This is a genomic window from Streptomyces sp. GbtcB6 (assembly GCF_019091475.1).
Classification (GTDB): Bacteria; Actinomycetota; Actinomycetes; order Streptomycetales; family Streptomycetaceae; genus Streptomyces; species Streptomyces hyaluromycini.
In genome coordinates this window covers 172,602-192,891 of sequence record NZ_JAGXJL010000020.1, presented here as the reverse complement: position 1 = coordinate 192,891, position 20,290 = coordinate 172,602, and the positions used below count along the sequence as shown (strand labels likewise).

Genomic DNA, 20,290 nt, shown 5'->3' with positions numbered 1-20,290 from the left:
GACTTCGATGCCCGACGTGCCGTTCCTGCGTCGCGTCCTGCGCCGGCCGCGCATCGCGATCCCGGCCGTGATCCTGGTCCTGGAGCTGATCGCGTCGTTCGGCGCCCGGTGGCTCGCGCCGTATCCGCCGCAGCAGGCGGACTTCACCGCGGCGCTGGCCGGGCCGAGCGCGAAGCACCTGCTCGGCACCGACCGGCTCGGCCGCGACGTGCTGTCGCGGCTGATGTACGGCGGCGCGGACACGTTCCGGGAGATCGCGATCGCCGTGGTGATCACCCTGGTGATCGCGGTTCCCCTCGGCCTGGTCATCGGCCTGCGCCGGGGGCTGCTCGACGCGGTGCTGATGCGGACGGCCGACGTGGTGATGTCGATCCCCGGCATCATCCTGCTGCTGATCGTGCTGGCCCTGTTCTCGCAGAGCATGACCGCGGCCATGGTCGTGATCGGCCTGCTGTCGGTGCCCGGCATGATGCGGGTCGTCCGGTCGGCGACACTGACGGTCGGCCGGGAGACCTATGTCGCCGCGGCGCGGGTGTCCGGGCTCGGCACCTGGCGCGTGGCCCGCCGGCACGTGCTGCCGAGGATCACCGGCCTGATCCTGGTGAACGCGGCGCTGGCATGCGTGGGCACCTTGCTCATCGCGTCCGGCATCAACGCCATCGGCCTCGGCGTGAAGCCGCCCGCCCCCTCCTGGGGCGGCATGATGGCCGACGCCTCGCAGACCCTGAACGAGAGCCTCTGGCTGGCCATCCCGACGGGCGGGCTGATCGCCGTCACGGCCGCGGCGCTGATCGTCCTCGGCGACGGCCTGCGCGACATGCTCGCCGAGCGCTGGTCCGGCGCGTCGGTCGCGGCGCCGGCCCGGCGCCGCAGGGCATCCGGCCCGGCCGTGGCCGCGGCGGCGGTACCCGAGTCCGACGACGCATGGCTGCTGGCGGAGCCGAACCCGGTCGTACGGCTGACCGGCGTGACCGTCACCGCGGACACCGCGGCCGGTGCGGTCGACCTGATCAGCGACGTGAGCCTGACCGTGGGGCAGGGCCGCACGGTGGGACTGGTCGGCGAATCCGGCTGCGGCAAGTCCATGACCGGGCTGGCGCTGCTCGGCCTGCTGCCGAACGGGGCCCGCGTCTCCTCGGGCACGGTCGAGATCGACGGCGTGGACGTCGGCTCGTTCGGCGCGGCCAAGTGGCGGGACCTGCGCGGCGGCACCATCGCCTTCGTCTCGCAGGAGCCCATGGTCGGCCTCGACCCTCTGTTCACGATCGGCCACCTGCTGCGCGAGGCGGTGCGCACCCACGAGAAGCTCTCCCGCAAGGAGGCCACGCTCCGGGCCCGGGAACTGCTCACCCAGGTCCAACTCCCCGATCCCGACCGGGTCCTGAAGCTGCGCCCGTCGCAGATCTCGGGTGGCATGGCGCAGCGCGTCTCCATCGCCGTCGCGCTGGCCGGACGTCCGCGCATCCTCGTCGCGGACGAACCGACCACCGCGCTCGACGTCACCGTCCAGCGCGAGATCGTCCAGCTGCTGCGCACGATCCAGCGGGACACGGGCATGGCCCTGCTGATGATCAGTCACGACTGGGACGTCATAGCGGAGGCATGCGACACCGCCCTGGTCATGTACGCGGGCCAGGTGGTGGAGGCCGGTCCGACGGACCGCGTCATGACCGCGCCGGTCCACCCCTACACCCGCAGGCTGCTCGCCGCGAACCCGCGGCTGGCGGCGGTGGGCGAACCCATCCCCACCATCCCCGGCACCGTGCCGCCCCCGGGACAGTGGCCCGTCGGCTGCCACTTCGCCGACCGGTGTCCCGACCGGGTCGACCGGTGCACGCAGGCGCCGATCGCCCTGACACAGCCCGGTGACGACGGTGTCGCCCGCTGCGTCCTGGCAGGCGAAGAGCTGGAGGTGTCCTCGTGACGACGACCGACGCGACCGACGCGACCGACGCGATCGACACGCTCGACGCGACCGGACGGCCGCTGCTCGACGTCCGCGACCTGTCGGTGTCGTACCACCGCCGCGGCAAGGGCACTCCGGCCATCCGGGACGTGTCCCTGGACATCCGGCCGGGCGAGACCGTCGCCCTGGTCGGGGAGTCCGGTTCCTGCAAGTCGACCCTGGGCCGTGCCGTGCTCGGTCTGACACCCGCCACGCGGGGCACGATCCTCTTCGACGGCCAGGACGTCACCCATGCCGCCGGTGCCCGGCGCAGGGAGCTGAGCAAGAGCGTCCAGGCCGTCTTCCAGGACCCCAACGGTTCCCTCAACCCGGCGCTGACCGTGGGCCAGACCCTGGCCGAACCCCTGCTGGTGCACTCGCGCGACGAGCGGTCCGTGGTCCTGGAGCGGATCCGGGAGGTGCTGGAGCTGGTGGGGCTGCCGGGCGAGGCGGCCGGCCGTTACCCGCGCCAGTTCTCCGGAGGCCAGCGGCAGCGGATCGCGATCGCCCGCGCCCTGGTGATGTCGCCCAAGCTCATCGTGTGCGACGAACCGGTCAGCGCGCTCGACCTGTCGGTCCAGGCACAGGTCCTGAACCTCTTCACCACACTCCAGCGGGAGACGGGCGTCAGCTACCTGTTCATCTCCCACGACCTCGCCGTGGTCCGGCATCTCGCCCAGCGGATCGTCGTCCTGTACCGCGGCGACGTCGTGGAGAAGGGCACGACCGAGGAGGTCTACGCCGACGCGGCACACCCCTACACCCGACGGCTCCTGACGGCGGGCGGGGTCGGCGGCGCCCCGGCTCCTTCCGCCCGCTGACGCGGACGGTCCCCGACTTCGGTACGCGGAGGTACCCATGCAGCAGTTCACCGACCGTCTCGGCGTGACCAGGCCCCCGGAGCGGTCCGGGTTCAGCGCGGAACGGCTGGGGCGGATCACCGAGTTCTTCGACCGGCAGACGGAACTCGGGGTCGTCCCGGGATGGTCGGCGCTCGTGGCCCGGAACGGAGAGCCCGTGTACGCGGCGGGCGGCGGACTCCGGGACCTCGAACTCGGGCTGCCGGTCGAGCCCGGAACGCTGTGGCGTCTCTACTCCATGACGAAACCGGTGACCTCCGTCGCCGTCATGATGCTGGTGGAGCGGGGTCTGCTCGGACTCGACGACCCGGTCGGCGCGTACGTTCCCGAGTTCACGGACATGACGGTGTACGACGGCGGGTCACCGGGGAGCCTGCGGGTCCGCCCGGCCGCCCGCCCGGTGACCGTGGGCCACCTGCTCACGCACACCGCCGGGCTGACCCTCGGGCTGGCCCACATGGACCCGGTGGACGCCCTGTACCGCCAGGCGGGCCAGGACGTGCTTCCGCTGCCGGGCACGACACTCCGGCAGATGTGTGCCGACGTGGGCGGGCTGCCGCTGCTGTTCGAACCGGGCACCGCGTGGAACTACTCGCTCGGCGTCGACGTGCTCGGCCGGATCATCGAGGTCTGCAGCGGCGAGACCCTCGACCGGTTCATCGAGGCGAACGTGCTCGGCCCGCTCAAGATGACCGACACCACGTTCTCGCTGGCGCCCGAGCGGGTGCCGGACCTGGCGGAGATCTACAGCCCGGACCCCGCTTCGGGCCGCCTCGCCGTGAACCAGGAACTGCGGCCCACGTTCCGCCGGCCGGCGGAGTTCCCGTCCGGCAGCGGCGTGCCCGGACTGGTGTCGACCCTGGCGGACTACCACCGGTTCGCCGCCATGCTGGTGCGCGGCGGCGAACTCGACGGCGAGCGGCTGCTCGGTCCCCGCACGCTCGCGTTCATGACGGCCAACCACCTGCCCGGCGGCGCCGATCTGAACTCGTTCGCCAAGTACCCCGACGACGAGCACCGCGGCTGTGGCTTCGGGCTGGGGTTCTACGTCGTCACGGATCCCGTCCGCGCGGGTTCGTTCGGCAACAAGGGGGAGTTCGGCTGGTCCGGCGCGGCGAACACGCACTTCTTCGTGGACCCGGTCGACGGCGTCACCGCCGTGTTCTGCACCCAGGTCGTCACCTGGGGCAGGCACCGCACGCCCATCCGCCGCCAGCTGCGGAACCTCGTGTACCAGGCCATGACCACGTGAACCGGCCCCGGCCGGTCATGGCGCGGGTAGTTCCACGGTGATGCGGAGCCCGCCGGCCGGGCGTGGGCCGAGGGTGAGCGTTCCGTCGTGTGCCTGGGTGATGGTCTTGACGATCGCGAGGCCGAGGCCGACGCCCGCGTGGTCGGCGTGGATGCGTCCGGTGCCGCGCCGGAACGGTTCGGTGAGGGTCGAGGCCAGCTGCGGGGTGACCGGCTCGCCGGTGTTCTCGACGGTGAGCACCACGTTCCCGGGGCCGACGCGGGTATGGACCCACACGGTGCCCCGCTCGGGCAGGTTGTGGACGATCGCGTTGTGCACGAGGTTCGTGGTCAGCTGCAGCAGGAGCGCGGGCGATCCGGTCGTGGGGGTGATGTCGCCGCTGGTCCGAAGGGTGACGCCGTTCTTCTCCGCGAGGGGGAGGAGTGTCTCGGTGGCTTCCTCCGCCATGAGGGACAGGTCGACCTGTTCGCGGGCGAAGGACCGCTGGTCGGCCCGGCTGACCAGGAGCAGCGCCTCGGTGAGGTCGATCGCCCTGGTGTTGACGGCGTGGAGGCGGTCGATGATCTCGCGGGTGTCGTGGTCGGGGTCGGCGCGGGCCACGTCGAGAAGCGCCTTCGAGATCGCCAGCGGGGTGCGCAACTCGTGAGAGGCGTTGGCCGCGAACCTCTGCTGTCCGGCGACGTGTGCTTCGAGCCGTTCGAGCATCGTGTCGAAGGCGTCGGCCAGCTCGCGGAACTCGTCCTCGCGGCCCGGCAGCAGGATCCGGTGGGAGAGCGATCCGTTCGCGGCGATGCGGGTGGCGTCCGTGATCCGGGTCAGCGGAGCGAGCATCCGGCCGGCCAGAAACCACCCTCCCACCAGGCCGAACACCAGCAGGAACGCCAGCGCGACGGCCGCGGTCGGGGCGAAGGAGCGCACGACGGCGTAGCGGTAGTCGGGGATGAGGACGAGCCCGACGTGGTTCACCCGGTTCAGGAACACCCACCCGGCCGTGAGCATCAGGACACCGGCCAGCAGCAGGAATCCGGTGTAGCTGAGGGTGAGTTTGACGCGCACGCTCAGCCCGGGTGCCCTATCCACGCCCGCCCCCCTCGGGTCCGGCCTCCGGCTGCGTGTCGATGCGGTACCCGGCGCCGGGCAGCGTGACGATGATCCAGGGTTCGCCGAGACGCTTGCGCAGTGCCGAGACCGTGATGCGCACGGCGTTGGTGAACGGGTCGGCGTTCGCATCCCACGCGCGTTCCAGAAGGTCCTCGGCGCTGACGACACCGCCTTCGGCGGCGACGAGAACTTCCAGCACGGCGAACTGCTTCCTGGTCAGCGCGACATAGCGGCCGTCCCGGTAGACCTCCCTGCGGAACGGGTCAAGACGCACACCCGCGATCTCCCGTACGGGGGGCCTGCTGTGGGCGCGTCTGCGGTCGAGCGCCCTGAGCCTGAGCGCGAGTTCCTGGAGCTCGAAGGGTTTCGTGAGGTAGTCGTCGGCGCCGAGCTCGAACCCGGACGCCTTGTCGTCGAGACGGTCCGCCGCGGTGAGCATCAGGATCGGCATGCCGCTGCCGGAGGCGACGATACGTCTGGCGATCTCGTCACCGGAGGGTCCGGGGATGTCGCGGTCGAGGACGGCGATGTCGTAGCTGTTGACCCCCAGCAGCTCCAGAGCCGTGCCGCCGTCGCCCGCGATGTCGGCCGCGATCGCCTCCAGACGCAGGCCGTCGCGGATGGCTTCGGCCAGGTAGGGCTCGTCCTCGACAATCAGCACACGCATGCCTTCGAGGCTACGAGCCGGCACCTGTCGTCGGCGTATCGAAAACCGCATACGCGCCGGCAACACGGCGTCGCCTTGGCTGGCGGTATGCATCGAGTCCCGCCCTCGGCACGAACGACGTCCCGCCGCATCCGACGGCCCCTTGACGCCCTCGGCCTGACCGACGTCGTCCCTCGGGACACCGGCCACGGCACCTGGCGCGCGCGCATCCGCCGGGCGGTGCGCGCCGGCACCCGGCCCGGGCCCTGGCGGCGCGGCCGGGTGCTCGCGGCGTCGGCGCTGCTGCTCGGCCTGCTCATGCTGCTGCACGCGCGGATCACGGACCGCGGGGGCCTCGGCAGCCTGGTGGAGAGCTTCCTGCCGTGGTTCGGCCTGTTCGTTCCGGTGTTGCTGGCGGGGGCGCTGTGGCGTCGCTCCGCCTCCGCGGTGGTCGCGCTGGTGCTGCCGGTCACGGTGTGGCTGAGCCTCTTCGGCGGGCTGCTCGGCAACAGGTCCGGCCCGGGCGGCGACCTCACCGTGGTCAGCCACAACGTCGACGCCGGCAACCCCGACCCGGCCGGCACCGCCCGCGACCTGGCCGCCTCCGGGGCGGACGTGCTGGCCCTGGAGGAGATCACCCCGCAGGCCGCGGGCATGTACGAGAAGGAGCTGGCGAAGGCGTACCCGTACCACGCGGTGCTGGGCACGGTCGGGGTGTGGAGCAGGCTGCCGCTGTCGGACACCCGGCCGGTCGACATCGAGACGGACTACGGGCCGCTGGCGGCCACCAAGCCGGCCGACGCCAGGTCGGCCGAGACCCGGGCGCTGCGCACCACGGTGGCCACGGACCGGGGTCCGCTGGCGGTGTACGTGGCCCATCTGGGGTCCGTACGGGTGCTTCCCGGCAGCGGCTTCTGGACGGAGAGCCGGGACCGCGGCGCGAAGGCGCTCGCCAAGGCCGTCGCCGCCGAGCCGGACCAGCGGGTGGTGCTGCTCGGCGACCTGAACGGCACCCTGGACGACCGCGCGTTCGCCGGCCTCACCTCGCGGCTGGAGTCGGCGCAGGACCTGGCCGGGGACGGCTTCGGCTTCAGCTGGCCGGCGAGGTTCCCGGTGGCGCGGATCGACCAGATCCTGGTCCGAGGCGTACGGCCGGAGAGCGCCTGGCTGCTGCCCGCCACCGGCAGCGACCACCTGCCGGTGGCGGCCGCCGTCAGCTGGTGAACATCGGTCCCGGCCGGCTCGCCTGCCGGTTCTCCCGTCACTTCGTGAAGGTGAGGTACTTCCAGGCGCCGTACGTCGTCGTGTTCACGCTGTCCCCCGAGCCGCTGATGTACGAGTCGCGGACCCGGAAGCGGTAGCCGGTGGGCGGGGTGCCCGTGAGCGTGACGACGGACTTCCCCGAGGAGTCGAGCTTGAAGTACTCCTTGTCCGTGGTCTGCCAGACGCCGTCGTAGTAGACCTGGACCTGCAGCAGCTGCTTGCGGCCCGGGTACGCCGTCATCGTGGTCGTGACGACCGGGTCCTTGGACTGCCTGAAGAAGTAGTACGTGTGGCTCCACGTGTACTTGGTCCTGTAGGCACCGGCGAGCGTCGAGGAGACCTTCACCCGCGCGCCGACCGTGCTCGACACCGTCCTCGGCGCGTAGTGCGCGTCGCCCGCGAACTTCGCCGTCAGCTTGGTCTTCCGCTTCAGGGTGACGGCGACCGAGAGGTTGCCCGCGGAGTTGACCGTGCCCGACTTCACCAGGGTGTTGGGCTTGTCGGAGCCGTACGGGTCGGCCCAGATCTCGACCTTGCGGTTCTTGTACGTCGAGCCCAGGTGCGCGGTGAACGTGACGGACTTGGCGTAGTCGTACGCCTTGCCGTTGTTGTTCAGCGTCAGCGCGGGCGTGGCGCGCGAGACGTCGACGGTGTCCGAGGCGGTCGCCCCGGTGTGCGTGGTGTCACCGGCGTACGTCACCGTGTACTTCACCTTGCCGCCGGCCGGCGGGGTGTCCGTGAAGGAGTACGAGCCGCCCGTGCCGAGGTACTTGGTGCCGAGGGACTTGCCGTTCGGCGAGTCCAGGTCGGTGCGGGTGACCTGGAGCGGGGTGCCCGCGGGCAGCGCCAGGTTCGCGGTGAGCCTGCCCTTGACGGTGAGGGACTCGGCGCGGGTGGCCTTCGCCGGGGCGGCGGCCGTCAGGGTGGGGGCGTACAGGCGGGGCGCGTCGACGGTCTGGAACTGCATGGCGCCGACGTACCCGGTCAGTACGAACAGCTGCGAGCCGTCGGCCGACCAGCTGGTGGAGTGCCCGCCGTCCGGCATCCAGGAGCGCGACAGGTCGCGGACACCGGGCGGCTGGGCGGGGTCGGCGCCGAAGACGTAGGTGTCGCCGATGCCGTCGGTGTCGAGGACGGTGGCCGCGACCGTGCCGTCCGGGGCGACGCTGACCGTCTCCGGTTCCGAGACGGTCGGGAAGGTGCGGACCTCGGACAGGTCGGAGAGGCGGTACTCGGTGAGCGCCCGCGTCCCGGGGCCGGCGACGACGACGTTCTGGCCGTCCGGGGTGAGGGCCGCGTCGCTGAAGAAGCCGTTCTTCTCGGCGGAGACGCGGATCACCGGGGTGCCGGAGGAGATGTCGTAGACGACGATCGGGCCGGAGCTGATGTTCGAGTCGAGCGCGAGCAGCGTGCCCGGGTTGTCGGGGTCGGCGTAGAGGTCGGGCGGGCCGGAGAAGTCGTGGCCGGCCGCCAGGTCGAGGGCCACCGCGGGCGTCCCGGCGGTCAGGTCGACCTCGCCGAGCCCGGAGTCCCACTGGTCGCCGTAGCCGAACCACAGCCTGCCGTCGGCGTACGCGAGCCGGGAGGGGAACGTCCTGTCGCCCGTCGGGTACTCGGCGGTCTGCGTGAGCTGCGCGGTGTCGATGGCGACGATCTTGTCGGCGCCCTGGACCGCGGCCCACAGCGTGCCGGAGTCCGGGCTCAGCTCCAGGTCGCGGACCTGGGCCAGGCCGGTGAGCTTGGTGACGACCTTGCCGGTGAGGTCGGTGACGACGATCTGGCTGTCGTAGCCGTCGCTGATGAAGACCCGCTGGTGGACGCCGTCCACCACGGTGTCGTCCGCGCTCCAGACCGGTATGGGCGTGCTGGAGTCGGCGGACGCCGGTGCGGCGAGCACCACCGAGCCGAACAGGGCCGCCAGGGCTGTGGCGGCCGGAAGGGTGCGCAGACGCACGGTGTCGATCCCCCCGGAACGAAGATGAGCGCAAGTGGGTGCCACCCGTGCGTCCGCTGTGGGTGAACCATGGGTCGCGGGTGGCGAGTGAGCGAAGACTAGATGATGTTCCGGGAAACGGCCGCGGAGGGGGTACCTCTCGTTTCCTCAGTCCCCGGAACCGTCGCAGAGGTCGAGGATCCTGGTGAACGGCCTGCGGAGCACCACGGCCATCGGCTCCGTGTCGTCCTTGGCGTACCGGGCCAGTCCGGCGCGCGCGACGCCCGTGTCCTCGCGCGGGTCCCGCCCCGCCAGGACCGCCTCCAGGGCGCGCCCGGTGGCCTCGGCGACCGGGAGGAGGCCTGTCCGGGCCCGGGCGAGGGCCGGGGTGGGCCCGTCGCGCATGCTGAAGAACTCGACCTCGGCGGCCAGGGCCAGGAGATGGGGCACCGCCTGGACGGCGCGGCCGATCCGGTCGCCCAGCTCGGTCACCTCGGCACGGTGGCGGCGCCGCAGCGGATTGAACCGCATCGCCTTTTCCGCGTCCCGCGCCTGAGCCCCGTAGCGGCGCAGCCGGTCCGCCTCCGCCTGCGCCGACGCCCGGTTCGCGGACGCCGCGTCCGGCGACCCGATCGCGCGCGTGCTGCGTACGAGGCTCTCCGCCAGACCGGCCGCACACTCCCGCGCCAGCGTCGCCGCTTGCCGGCGGGGGTCCCGCGGCCAGAGCACCGGGCCGAGGACGGCGGTGACCGCGCCCCCCAGCGCGTTCTCCCACAGCCGTGCGAAGCCGTACGCATCCGGCGAGGGATTGGCGAAGACCAGCAGCGAGGTCACCGCGACCTGCACGTTCAGCGTGGTCCCGGAACTGACGACGGTCCCGCAGAGCAGGGCGAGACCCATCACGACGGCGAGGACGAGCGTGCTCGGCCGGAAGAGGCTGACCACGGTGATGCCCAGGGCCACACCGGCCAGCACGCCGAGGATCCGCAGCAGCAGTGCCGTCAGGGAGGAGGCGGAATCACCGCGCAGGCACAGCAGCGGAACGATGGCGGCGAACACCGGTGGCTGATCGGCGCCGGCCCACAGCGCCGCCTGCCAGCAGAGCACCGCGATCACCAGGATCCGGGCCGCCGTCGGCCCCTGCACGCGGAGCCTGCGGCGCACCTGCGTCCACGGGGAAACGCCCGTCACCTGCCCACCATAGGCACACACCACGGCCCGCCGCCCTCCGGTGACGCCCTGTGGCCGGTCTCCCCGTCGGCGCCGGGCGTCACCCGGTGGTGTGAACTTCTTCCCGTATACCCTTAGTTGCCTGGGAAGACATGATTTTGGGTTGCTCTGTCCGGCCTAGACTCCACGGACATGTCGCTGTGGCTGCTCAACCATTTCAGCACCTTCACGCTGGCCGTCGTCACCGTCGGCGGGACCGTTCTCCTGGCCGTCACCGGCAGCGTGCTGCTGCGCCGCAGGTACCCGTCGCTGGCCGGCGGAGAGCACAACGACATGGTCGGCGTGACGCTGGGGATGTTCGGCGCCATCTACGGGATCATCCTCGCGTTCGTGATCGTCACGCTGTGGACGCAACTGGAGGACACCCAGACCATCGTCGCCTCCGAGGCCACCGACGCGGCGCTGATCACCCGCGACGCCGCCGCGTTCCCGGCGACGGTGCGGGCCCGTCTCGACTCCGCCATGAGCGGTTACGTACACGCGGTCGTCGAGGACCAGTGGCCCCGGATGCGCGCCGGACACCCCAGCTACGGGGCGACGGAAACCCATCTCCGGGCCGCCTTCCACGTGTTGCAGACGTACGACCCGAAGAGCGAGCAGGAGCAGGTCTTCTACGAGCAGAGCGTCAGCCATCTCGACGACGTCGCCTCCCAGCGGCGCGCCCGCATCACCATGGCGCGCCAGGAACTCCCCCTGCTGCTGCAGGTCCTGGCCATCGGCGGCGCCCTTGTCCTGGTCCCGCTCACGTTCCTCTACGGCATGCGCAAACTGCGGGTCCAGATTCTGTTCGTCGCCTCGGTCGCCGGGCTCGTCGGCTTCAGCCTGCTCCTGGTCTTCGTCCTGGACCGCCCCTTCGCCGGCGACCTCAGCGTCAGCCCCGCCCCGTACCGGGAAGGGGCCCTCGCCCAGTACTGGACCCGGTGAGCGGTCACCAGCTGACGGCGTCGTCCATCGACTGCTGCCAGTACGTGACCTTGAGCGAGTCGTCGACGTAGACGCCCTTGGCGGGCAGCGACGGGCGCGCGCCCGTGCCGACGCTCTCGTTGCCGGAGCGGCCCTGGAAGTAGACGGCCAGGGACTTCACGGTGCGGCCGTTCGTGCCGCTGCCGTCGGTGGCGGACAGGTTCACCGAGGCGTAGCCGGACTCGCCCGGCGCGAGCGTGACGACCGCCTGCGGCTTCGAGTCCCCGATGACCGGGGGCACGGCCTGCGCCTCGCCGAAGCGGACGGCCGGGTAGCCGTAGAGGTAGCAGCTCCTGCTGCCGGTGTTGGTCACCGTGAGGAGCATGTGGTTCACGGGGCGGTTCAGCGGGGCCGCGACCATCGTGGTGACGGACCCCTCGCAGGTGACCGGCTTGCCGGTCGAGGCGGGCGCCTTCGACGTGGAGGCGGAGGTGCCCGCGGCGGACCTCGGCGTGCCGGTGGCGGCCGTGCCCGCCGGGGCGGAGGTGCCGGAGGCGGACGAGGGGGCGGAGGACTTCGCGGGGGAAGGGGAGTCCGTGGCCGGGGTGCTGGCCGCCGCGACGTCCTCGGCGTGGACGCCTGTGCCGTCGTTGCACGCGGTCAGGGACAACGCGGCGAGTACGACGGTCGTGGCGGCGCCGACGAGACGGGTGCGGGAGGTGCGGAGGTTGGACATGTGGCCGTGCCCCTTCGGTGTTCGGGTGGCGGTGGTGATTGGATGACGGAAGCCTGTGGGGCGATCCGTCCCAACCGCCAGGCACAGCGGGCAGTTGGGGACGCTGGAACGCAGAAATGCGCTCTGACCAGGGAGGATGTGATGGCCCTGGAACGCGGGACTGGAATGCGAGGGAGTGGGGGAAGGTGCCAGGGGCGACAGAGACCGAAGCGACGGAGGCGTTCGCGCTGCTGCTGCGGGAGCTCAAGGACCGCTCGGGGCTGAGCTACGGGGCGCTCGCCAAGCGGCTGCACATGAGCACGTCGACGCTGCACCGCTACTGCAACGGCACCGCGGTGCCCGTCGAGTACGCCCCGGTGGAGCGCCTCGCACGGGTCTGCCGGGCGACGCCGCAGGAGCTGGTGGAGCTGCACCGGCGCTGGATCCTGGCGGACGCGGCACGAGGGAGCCGGGGGGAGCAGGCCACGGCGCCGGACACCGCCCCTGCGGCGGATCCCGGATCGCAGGCAGCGCAGGCAGCGCAGGCGACGCAGACGACGCACGGGCCGGGTGAGGGTGAGGGCGAGGGCGAGGGCGGTGAGCCGGTCGTCGTCGATCTGCCGCGCGAGCCGGTGGCGTCGCGGCGGCGCCGTACCGTGCTGATCGCCTCCGTCGCGGTGGCCGCCGTGCTGGGGGCCGTCGTGCTCGCCGCGCGTCTGCCGCTCGGCGGCGGGAACGGCGGCGCGGGCGACCGGCGGGCGGCCGGTGACACCGGCACGATCACCGGCACCCTCACCGGCACGGCGGACACCGGGAAGACGTCCGCCTCCCCGTCCCCGACCGCGAAGGGACACCGGCCGTCCGCATCGGCCTCCGCCACCCCCACCGGGTCCGGCGACGCCAAGCAGGGGAGCGGGGCCCAGGGCACCGGCGGCACCACCACCGGCGCCGCCGTGCCGCTCACCGTCAACACGCGCCCCTACGTCTACGACGACCCGTGCAGCCAGCACTTCCTGGTCGACAGCGAACCTGCGCAGGTCGGCCCGCCGGCGAACGAGCAGGACGCCCCGCGCTGGGCCGCGGCGTACGGGGCGGTCTCCTCGGGCGAACAGGAGGTCGCCCTCACCGTCCAGGGCACCGGCGAGGAGACCGTCGTCCTGGAGGCGCTGCACGTACGCGTCCTCAGCAAGGGCGCGCCGCTCGCCTGGAACGACTACTCGATGGGCGTCGGCTGCGGTGGCGGCGTCGGGACCAAGTCGTTCGACATCGACCTCGACAACGGCAGCCCCACGGTCACCGCCAAGAACGGCCAGCGCGACCTCCCGTACAAGGTCAGCGAGTCCGACCCGGAGGTCTTCTACGTCTTCGCCCGCACCGAGGCCCACGACGTCCGCTGGGACCTCACCCTGGACTGGTCCAGCGGGAGCCGCCACGGCACCGTCCGCATCGACAACGCCGGCGCCGCGTTCCGCACCAGCGCCGACGCGGGCCGCCCGGGCTACGACTACCCGCTGGGCGGCGGCGAGTGGATCGAACGGGAGGGCTGACAGGAACCCCTCAGCCGGGCTTGACGACGGCCGTCGCCTTGAACCCGCAGCACTCGATCTCGCGGACAGGTGCGACGGACGTTCTGCGGATCCGGTCGCCGCGGAGGGTGCCGGTGGTGTCGACGGCGTCGGCGATGACGCCGATGCCCACCCGGCCGCCGGTGATCTCGTTGTGGTCGGTCGTGCCGTCGCCGTCCTGGACGGCGATCCCGAAGAACCGGTTGCCGGTCAGCCGATTGCCGCTGATCCGGCAGCAGTTCGGGCTGAAGATCTGGTAGATCCCGACGTCGGAGTCGGAGACCTGGTTGCGGGAGATCTCGGTGCCCGCCGCGGTGCCGATGGCGGCGACACCGGAGGACTGGAACTCGTTGACCGGGTCCGCGCCGCACCCGGGGAAGGTGCACACGGCGTGGGAGACCACGTTGCCGGTCACCGTGGCCGCCGCGGCCCCGATGACGATGCCGGCCTGGACGGCGGGGATCCGGGCGCCGCCGGTGACGACGTTGTCCTTCACCAGCACGGGGGAGGGCGTGCCCGTGCCCGGGCCGTTCACATTGACACCGTCGGTCTGGTAGCGGGCGACCGTGACCTGGGTGATCCGGCCGGAAGCCGCGCTGCCGGCCGCGCCGTCCACCTGGATGAAGTCCGGCAGCCCGATGGCCACACCCCGGCCGAATGCCTGGTCGGCCGGGCAGGCCGGGGCGGGCAGCATGTCGAGGACGCGCGAGCGCGACAGGTCCAGACGGGCCGACTGCAGTGCGGTGATGCCGCTGGCGAGCCGGCCGCAGGGCAGCGGCCCGGTCACGGTGAAGCCGGACATGCGGACGTGGGCGCCATGGGCGATCCGTACCACGGAGGTCACCGGCACGCCGTGGCGCACGTCCGTGCCGAAGGGGGTCAGCGTCGCCGGCGACCTGATGACCGGCGAGCCCTTGCCGACCCCCCTGAGGCTGAGGTCCTTGCCGCTGACGACGACCTCTTCGCGGTACGTGCCGCCCCGGACGAGGATCGTGTCACCCGACGCGGCCGCGTCCACCGCGGCCTGGATCGTGCGGTAGTCACGGGGCACCACCAGCGTGGACGCCGCGTGGGCGGCCGGTGCGACGCCGACCACGGCGCCCAGCGTGGCCAGGACCGACAGAACGGCGAGGACACCTCTGGTACCCAGGTTTTGCGGCCTCTTCGAAGCGCCCTTCATGGGACTCCCTTTTCCTGACATGGGCGAACAGGATAAAAGTACCCAATATGATCAAAAGGGATTTGGAACGGCGCGCGATGTGCTCCAAGTGAGGGGGACCGCCCGGCCACGCGCTGCCGCGCGGGCCGGCGGTCTCCGTGGACACGTCAGCCGGCCTGCGAGGGGGTCTGCTTGATGCCGTCGACGATGGCGCGCTTCAGCACGGCGCTGGTGAAGACGACCGTGCCGGGCTTGATGAGGGCGTCCGTTCCGGTGCCCCGCTTCACCTGGACCGTGCGCTCGCCCAGGTAGACATGGGTCTTCCGGTCGAAGATCCACTCCTCGCGCTGGCCGCTGGTCTCGTCGAGGCGGGCCACCGCCACGCCGTGCCGGCCGGCCGCGTCCACCGCGTCGTCGACCACGACCACGCCCGGGATCTTCGCGGCGGTCCTGAAGAGGGCCGAGTACAGCCCGGCGGGGGGATAGCTCTCGCCGAGCAGGTCGCCGATGGTGCTGAACGCCTCCTGGGCGGGGGAGTTCCCGTGCCCCGCGGTCTCCTTGTAGATCTTGGCCAGCAGGGCGTCGGGGTCCGTGGTGAGTCCGGCCAGGTAGTCGTACGACGGATTGTTCAGGAACGCCTCGGGGGTGTTGCCCTGCTCGTCGGGGAGGCTCAGGGTCTCGCCCTCGGGGCTGTCGTTGACGGCCGGGTCGATCAGCCAGCCCTTGGTGCCGTCCGGGGACTCCCACGCCTGGCGGCGGTGCAGCTTGTGACCGGCCACGGTGGTCTTGTCGCCGACGGTCTTCAGGAAGGTGTCGGCCATCTCGGACTCGATGTAGACGTACTGGCCGGGCTTGACGGCCGGCTGGTCCTCCGCGGCCGCCGCCAGCGCGATCCGGTCGAGCAGTTGCGGTACGCCCTTGGTGGTCGCGGCACCGACGGTGGTGGTCAGGACCGGCCCGGTGGCGATGTCTTTGCCGCCTCCGTCCCGCACCCCGCTGCCGCCGCCGGAGACGACCACCCCCGCGACGACCACCCCGGCGACGGCGGCGGCCAGCGCCGGCAGGACGACCGCGGCGCGCGGCATCCGCCGGGCCTTCACCCGGGCCGCCGTCGTGCGCTCTTCCGTCCGAGTCTCGTGTATCCGGGCCATCATGCGCTCCTTGTGGAACTGGTGACGGCCCGTCGGCAGGTCGCGTGCCGTCCGGTCGAAGAGCTGTGCGCCCTCCGCCCGCTCGGCAGCGTTCTGCCGGGACGTGTCCGCGTTCATCGGTTTCCCTCCCGTGCGGGCCGGATCACGTGTGCGTGATCGCCTCTTGTCTGTCGGCGAGCGCTGCCGGCTTCCCGTTTTCCGGGACTTTCTTCGAGATTCCCGCCGAACGCCGCTGCCGCCACGGAACGCCTCACCCTCCCTTTCCCGCCGTCGAGTGGAGATGCCTGAAGCCGGGCCGGTGCGGACTCGGCACGCTTGCGGAGCTTCTTGCGGGCGCGGGACAGCCGGGAGGCGACCGTGCCGACCGGAATGCCGAGGGCCTCCGCGGCGGCCTCGTAGTCCAGGCCCTCCCCCAGGCAGAGCACGACGACCTCGCGCTCCGCACGGCGCAGCGAGGCGAGGGCGGTGAGGGCCGTCGCGAGGCGTCTTCGGCCGTCGAGCCGGTCCGCCACCTCCTCGGCGTGGTCGGGCACCGACAGCTCGGCCGCCGCGGCCGCCTGCGCCGCCGCCCGGTAGCGCCGGTTGCTCCGGTACTGGTTGCGCGCGGTGTTGGTGGCGATGCCCAGCAGCCACGGCCGCAGGGAGCCGCCCTCCGGGTCGACCCTGTCGCGCAGCCGCCACGCCTCCATGAAGGTCGCTGCCATCACGTCCTCGGCCGTCGACCAGTCCGCGGTCAGCCGGAAGGCATGGTTGTAGACCGCGCGGGAGTAGCTGTCGAAGAGCTCGCCGAACGCGCTCGGATCCCCGGCCCGTACCCGGGTTCGCAGATGAGTGCTCACCTCGATGAGCTGTCCGGCACCCCGCACCGACTTCCCGTGACCTGCGTCACACGATCCCTGGCCCGGCTCTCACCCGGGGATGCCACAGACGGCTCACCGTATACGGCCGGGCACGCCGAGCGGCGGCGGCGCAGGGGGCGTGCGCAGCAGCGCGCGAGCAATGGTGCGCGCCATCTCGAGGCAGCGATATGGGAACTCCGCTTCCGTTTGTGGCGGGTGTGCTGAAATCTTGGACATGCGCGAAAGGGAAGCTTTCGCGTAGATCGACTGGCGTGGTCACGGTTCGGCCGGATCGGCAGAGCGCAGGCCATTCGTGGCCGCCGAGGGGGGCTTCGGGCGCGCTGTCATGGCGCGGTATGTCGACACGCCGCGAATTCCGTGCCGTACCCGATCGCCGCGGCCGCCTGCTTCAGGAACAGGGAGCCGCATTTCCGGGGCGCAGTCACGCGGACTGACCGACAGGACAGACCTGCCGGGCAGCCCGCGGGCGTCGTGAACGTACGTCCGCGGACTGTCCTGCGATCGGCTCAGCGGGTGACCAGCACCGCGTCCAGGGTGACGGTGGACCTTCCGGGCCTGCTGCCGGACAGGACGCGCAGCTGGACCTTGTGGGTGGTGATCGTGGTGCCGAGGGTGCGGGTGAACACCACCTGCCGGTAGGCGGTCGTGGCGGCGTAGGTGTCGATCGTGCCGACCGTCTTTCCGTCCACCACGACCGCGAAGCGCCCGCCGCTCGACCTGCGGGTCGCGACGACGCGCAGCTGGGTGCCGTCGGCGGAGAAGGACACGTAGGCGCCCTTGGCGGTGGAGGTGCGTTCGGTGCCCGCCCAGGCGGAGGACGCCGACACCGACTTCCAGGTGCCCGTGTAGTGCAGTGCCGACGCCCGGTCGTCGACCGGGATGCCGGTGGTCGCCGCCTTGCTCCAGGAGCCGGTCTGGCCGGCGTCGTCGTGGGCGCGGACGTAGAAGCGGTAGGTGAGTCCGGCGCCCGGCTGCACGGGACTGCCCGCCTTGCCGAAGACCGCGGAGCCCGCCGTGGTGCCTGTGCGCCAGGTGTGGAGGGGACCGAGCTTCCAGACACCCGCGCTGTCCCGGGTGGTGACGCGCCAGCCGATGTCGTACGCCTTCACGCCCGCGGTCTTCGCCGACCAGGTGACCGGCACGGACGCGCTGGTCGCCGCGCTGCTCGCGACGGCCGGTGCGGTGACGGTGGCGGCGGGGGCCGTCCGGCGCAGGGCCGCCTTGCCGGTGAGGTCGGCCGCCGACCGGCCGGTGACGGTGTCCTGCACGGTCAGCGTCCAGCTGTAGGCGCCCTCGGCGGCGGTGCCGCCCGTCTGGGTCCTGCCGTTCCACACCGGTGCGACCTTGCCGTCGGCGGCCGTACCGGTCAGGGAACGCACCTGCGTGCTGCCGGACTTGAGGGTGAGCGTCCAGCTCACCGGACGGTTGTACGTCCAGGCGGGGGCCCAGGTGTCGGCCGAGCCGTCGCCGTTGGGGCTGAAGCCGGCGGGGGCGGTGGCCGAGGCCGGGGTGGGAACGCCCGCCCAGGTCACGTGGGTGACGCCGGCGTCGTCCATCCAGGCCGCCCAGGGGGCGTCGCGGTCGACCGCCCAGCGTTCGGCGGCGGCGGAGTCGGCCTTGGAGGGGAGGGTGAACAGGGGCTGCGCCGCGGACGAAGTACCGTCCAGCGGCTGGGCGTTCAGCGTGAGGGTGCCGGTGTCCGCGGACTTGGTGAAGGTGTAGAGGACGTCCGTGCCGAGGATCGGCGTGCGTACGGAGGCGTCCACGGCGGTGCCGGTCGAGCTGCCCGTCCTGAGGAGCAGACCGGTGGTGGAGGCGGCCCCGCAGGTGGTCAGCAGGATCCGGGAGCCGCGCACCTGGAGGTCGCCGGGCAGGCAGTTCACGGTGGCGGCGGTGGTGGCCGTGCCGGTCGTCAGGTCGGTCCGGCGGATCGACCAGGTGGACGTGGTGCCGTTGCGCACCGAGGAGTACACGGCGCCGCCGTACAGGGCGGAGCCGGAGGGCACCCGCTCGCTGTGGCCGTCCGCGAAGGTGTAGAGGAGAAGGGTGCCGTTGGCCGCGGTGGTCTTGTCCGACACCAGTGCGTGCGCACCGTCGAAGTCCGTGACGGTCACCACCGAGGCGTCCGTGTAGTCCAGCGGGGTGCCGACCAGCGTGCCGTCCTCGTACACCTGGTAGTGGCCCTCCTCGCCGGTGCCGCCCTGCTCGACCAGGACCCGTCCGCCGGCCGCGGCCAGCGTCTTGTGCACCGAGCCGCCGGAGTACGCCAGCACCCGGGACGGCGTGCTCGCCGAGGCCCCCGACGGGCTTGCCGTCAGGTCCGAGCGGAGCAGGACCCCGTCCTGCCGGGAGGAGTCGTCGGCCGTGTACAGCGCGCCGCCGGACAGGGCCAGGGCGTCCAGCCTGGCGGGTCCGGAGGGGATCGTGGTGGCGTCGCCCGCGGCGGTGGAGACCCGGCCTTCGGTGAGGGTCTGGATCGCGGCGTCCTGGTCGGGCCGGTAGAGCGTCGCCCGCATGCTGCCGTCGTCACCGACCGAGAGGTCGCCGACGGTCCCGCCGAGGTCCTTCGCCGCCGTGGACCCGTCCCTGGCCATCGCGAACAGTTCGTTCGACCCGTCCGAGTCGTTGCGCCGGTACCAGGCGAGGGTGTCGTCGCTGATCCAGCGTGCTCCGGCGACCGGCAGGGTGACGGTGGCCGGGCCGTCCCCGGGTGCCGAGCGCTGCCACTCGGTCAGGGTCGTCCCGTCGATCACCCCGACATGGGCGGGGGTGAACTCCAGGCCCTGCGGCAGCTCGTCGGTGTCGGGCTCGGCCACGGTGACCGCGGCTCCGGTGGCGAAGTCGACGTACACGACCTCGTGGCCCCAGCCGGGCGCCGTCCGCCGTAGCACCAGGGCGCCGTCCGCGTCGGAGGCGAGGACCTCGTACTGCTCGTCGCCGGAGAGCAGGGTCCGGTCCGTGCCGCCGGGGGTGCGCAACAGCAGGCGCACCAGGTAGGCGGAGGCGTCGTCCACATAGCTCTGCTGGACGAGGATGCCGTCGCCGGCCTGTCCGCGGTAGCGCTCGTCCCCGGCGGCGCCCGCACTGTCGTAGGCGACCGGGAGGACGTCCTCGTCGCCGGAGCCGACGTGGCGCAGGGTGACGTGGTCGGCGAGAGCGCCGTTCGGGTCGGTGGAGGTGGCGACCGCCACCACGCCGTCCTGCACGGACACCGCGTGGACGGTCACCGTCTCGTCGGTGTCCGCGAGCCGGCCGAGGTCCTGGGGGGTGCCGCCGGCGACGGCGAGCCAGCCGTGCGCCACCGTGTCGGCGGAGGTCCCCTGCCGCCAGACGACCGCTTGGCCGGAACCGGAGACGTCCTGCGCGCCGGGCACGGAGGTCGTCCGCGCGGCCAGCGTCGCCGACACCTCGGTCGCGGGCGCGGCGCCGGCCGGGAGCGAGGTCACGGCCTGGGCCACGGCCAGCGCCGCGAGAGCGGCTGCCGGAACGGCGAGGAAGCGGCGTCTGTGCGAAGGCATGGCAGCCCGATCTCTGTTCGAACGTCAAGGCGGGGATTGTCACACAGCGTCCCGCACCGCCCGGCGGCGGGACCTTGTTCCGCGGTGCCGCGGTGCCGCGGTGCCGCGGTGCCGCACCGCCCGGCGGCGGAACCGTGCGGGTGCCGTGCGGGTGCCGTGCAGGGCCGCACCGCCGCAGGCCGCACTGCG

15 protein-coding genes are annotated in these 20,290 nt (G+C 72.3%); 6 read left to right on the top strand and 9 right to left on the bottom strand.

Annotated features, from left to right (window positions below; genetic code table 11):
• The first annotated feature begins 7 nt into the window (after window positions 1-7).
• Genes KVT45_RS30685 through KVT45_RS30675 form a run of 3 tightly spaced genes read left to right on the top strand, consistent with a single transcriptional unit; the run spans window position 8 to window position 4,057 of the window.
• Window positions 8-1,924, top strand: coding sequence for a dipeptide/oligopeptide/nickel ABC transporter permease/ATP-binding protein (locus KVT45_RS30685; protein ID WP_254647559.1), 1,917 nt, complete (start codon window positions 8-10; stop codon window positions 1,922-1,924).
• The gene (locus tag KVT45_RS30680; RefSeq protein WP_308310911.1) at window positions 1,921-2,766 is read left to right on the top strand and encodes an ATP-binding cassette domain-containing protein; all 846 of its coding nucleotides are present in this window, start codon (window positions 1,921-1,923) and stop codon (window positions 2,764-2,766) included. Before KVT45_RS30685 ends, KVT45_RS30680 begins: the two co-directional genes overlap by 4 nt.
• Before the next feature lie 37 nt (window positions 2,767-2,803).
• On the top strand, window positions 2,804-4,057 hold the full coding sequence (locus tag KVT45_RS30675; protein ID WP_217552376.1) for a serine hydrolase: 1,254 nt from the start codon (window positions 2,804-2,806) through the stop codon (window positions 4,055-4,057).
• Window positions 4,058-4,072: 15 nt separating this feature from the next.
• On the opposite strand, the gene KVT45_RS30670 is transcribed toward KVT45_RS30675, so the two are convergent.
• Both KVT45_RS30670 and KVT45_RS30665 read right to left on the bottom strand, forming a co-directional pair.
• Complete coding sequence (locus tag KVT45_RS30670) at window positions 4,073-5,137, bottom strand: HAMP domain-containing sensor histidine kinase (protein ID WP_217552375.1); 1,065 nt, start codon at window positions 5,135-5,137, stop codon at window positions 4,073-4,075.
• Window positions 5,130-5,825: a response regulator transcription factor gene (locus tag KVT45_RS30665; RefSeq protein WP_217552374.1), complete on the bottom strand. Its 696-nt coding sequence runs from the start codon at window positions 5,823-5,825 to the stop codon at window positions 5,130-5,132. Before KVT45_RS30665 ends, KVT45_RS30670 begins: the two co-directional genes overlap by 8 nt.
• 87 nt (window positions 5,826-5,912) lie before the next feature.
• Between KVT45_RS30665 and KVT45_RS30660 the strand changes: the two genes are divergently transcribed.
• Entirely contained in the window at window positions 5,913-7,028 is a 1,116-nt protein-coding gene (locus KVT45_RS30660) for an endonuclease/exonuclease/phosphatase family protein (RefSeq protein WP_217552373.1), read from the top strand.
• Between the two features lie 37 nt (window positions 7,029-7,065).
• Here KVT45_RS30660 and KVT45_RS30655 read toward each other — a convergent pair whose 3' ends face one another.
• Both KVT45_RS30655 and KVT45_RS30650 read right to left on the bottom strand, forming a co-directional pair.
• Entirely contained in the window at window positions 7,066-9,021 is a 1,956-nt protein-coding gene (locus KVT45_RS30655; RefSeq protein ID WP_217552372.1) for a WD40 repeat domain-containing protein, read from the bottom strand.
• Window positions 9,022-9,168: 147 nt separating this feature from the next.
• The gene (locus tag KVT45_RS30650) at window positions 9,169-10,191 is read right to left on the bottom strand and encodes an aromatic acid exporter family protein (protein ID WP_217552371.1); all 1,023 of its coding nucleotides are present in this window, start codon (window positions 10,189-10,191) and stop codon (window positions 9,169-9,171) included.
• A gap of 171 nt (window positions 10,192-10,362) precedes the next feature.
• On the opposite strand from KVT45_RS30650, the gene KVT45_RS30645 reads away from it, so the two are divergent.
• Window positions 10,363-11,154 carry a DUF4239 domain-containing protein gene (locus tag KVT45_RS30645; protein ID WP_217552370.1) on the top strand — a complete coding sequence of 264 codons (792 nt, stop codon included), beginning with the start codon at window positions 10,363-10,365 and terminating at the stop codon, window positions 11,152-11,154.
• Window positions 11,155-11,158: 4 nt separating this feature from the next.
• Here the strand turns inward: KVT45_RS30645 and KVT45_RS30640 are convergent, their stop codons facing one another.
• Entirely contained in the window at window positions 11,159-11,869 is a 711-nt protein-coding gene (locus KVT45_RS30640) for a DUF4232 domain-containing protein (protein ID WP_217552369.1), read from the bottom strand.
• Window positions 11,870-12,054: 185 nt separating this feature from the next.
• On the opposite strand from KVT45_RS30640, the gene KVT45_RS30635 reads away from it, so the two are divergent.
• The gene (locus tag KVT45_RS30635) at window positions 12,055-13,395 is read left to right on the top strand and encodes a helix-turn-helix transcriptional regulator (protein WP_308310910.1); all 1,341 of its coding nucleotides are present in this window, start codon (window positions 12,055-12,057) and stop codon (window positions 13,393-13,395) included.
• A gap of 10 nt (window positions 13,396-13,405) precedes the next feature.
• Here the strand turns inward: KVT45_RS30635 and KVT45_RS30630 are convergent, their stop codons facing one another.
• The 4 genes from KVT45_RS30630 to KVT45_RS57775 all read right to left on the bottom strand — a co-directional run bounded on the left by KVT45_RS30630 (window position 13,406) and on the right by KVT45_RS57775 (window position 20,101).
• Entirely contained in the window at window positions 13,406-14,593 is a 1,188-nt protein-coding gene (locus KVT45_RS30630; RefSeq protein ID WP_217552367.1) for a nitrous oxide reductase family maturation protein NosD, read from the bottom strand.
• A 146-nt stretch (window positions 14,594-14,739) separates the two neighbouring features.
• Window positions 14,740-15,840, bottom strand: coding sequence for a CU044_5270 family protein (locus tag KVT45_RS30625; RefSeq protein WP_217552366.1), 1,101 nt, complete (start codon window positions 15,838-15,840; stop codon window positions 14,740-14,742).
• A complete protein-coding gene (locus KVT45_RS30620) occupies window positions 15,837-16,562 on the bottom strand; it encodes a sigma-70 family RNA polymerase sigma factor (protein ID WP_308310909.1) in 726 nt (241 codons plus the stop codon). Before KVT45_RS30620 ends, KVT45_RS30625 begins: the two co-directional genes overlap by 4 nt.
• 527 nt (window positions 16,563-17,089) lie before the next feature.
• Window positions 17,090-20,101: a hypothetical protein gene (locus KVT45_RS57775; RefSeq protein WP_217552365.1), complete on the bottom strand. Its 3,012-nt coding sequence runs from the start codon at window positions 20,099-20,101 to the stop codon at window positions 17,090-17,092.
• Window positions 20,102-20,290: the final 189 nt, after the last annotated feature.

Excerpts from the sequence above, each read along its gene's own strand:
- KVT45_RS30685 (WP_254647559.1), top strand. The coding sequence starts at position 8 with ATGCCCGACGTGCCGTTCCTGCGTCGCGTCCTGCGCCGGCCGCGCATC.
- KVT45_RS30625 (WP_217552366.1), bottom strand. The coding sequence starts at position 15,840 with ATGAACGCGGACACGTCCCGGCAGAACGCTGCCGAGCGGGCGGAGGGC.
- KVT45_RS57775 (WP_217552365.1), bottom strand. The coding sequence starts at position 20,101 with ATGCCTTCGCACAGACGCCGCTTCCTCGCCGTTCCGGCAGCCGCTCTC.
- KVT45_RS30630 (WP_217552367.1), bottom strand. The coding sequence starts at position 14,593 with ATGAAGGGCGCTTCGAAGAGGCCGCAAAACCTGGGTACCAGAGGTGTC.
- KVT45_RS30675 (WP_217552376.1), top strand. The coding sequence starts at position 2,804 with ATGCAGCAGTTCACCGACCGTCTCGGCGTGACCAGGCCCCCGGAGCGG.
- KVT45_RS30640 (WP_217552369.1), bottom strand. The coding sequence starts at position 11,869 with ATGTCCAACCTCCGCACCTCCCGCACCCGTCTCGTCGGCGCCGCCACG.
- KVT45_RS30665 (WP_217552374.1), bottom strand. The coding sequence starts at position 5,825 with ATGCGTGTGCTGATTGTCGAGGACGAGCCCTACCTGGCCGAAGCCATC.
- KVT45_RS30660 (WP_217552373.1), top strand. The coding sequence starts at position 5,913 with ATGCATCGAGTCCCGCCCTCGGCACGAACGACGTCCCGCCGCATCCGA.
- KVT45_RS30645 (WP_217552370.1), top strand. The coding sequence starts at position 10,363 with ATGTCGCTGTGGCTGCTCAACCATTTCAGCACCTTCACGCTGGCCGTC.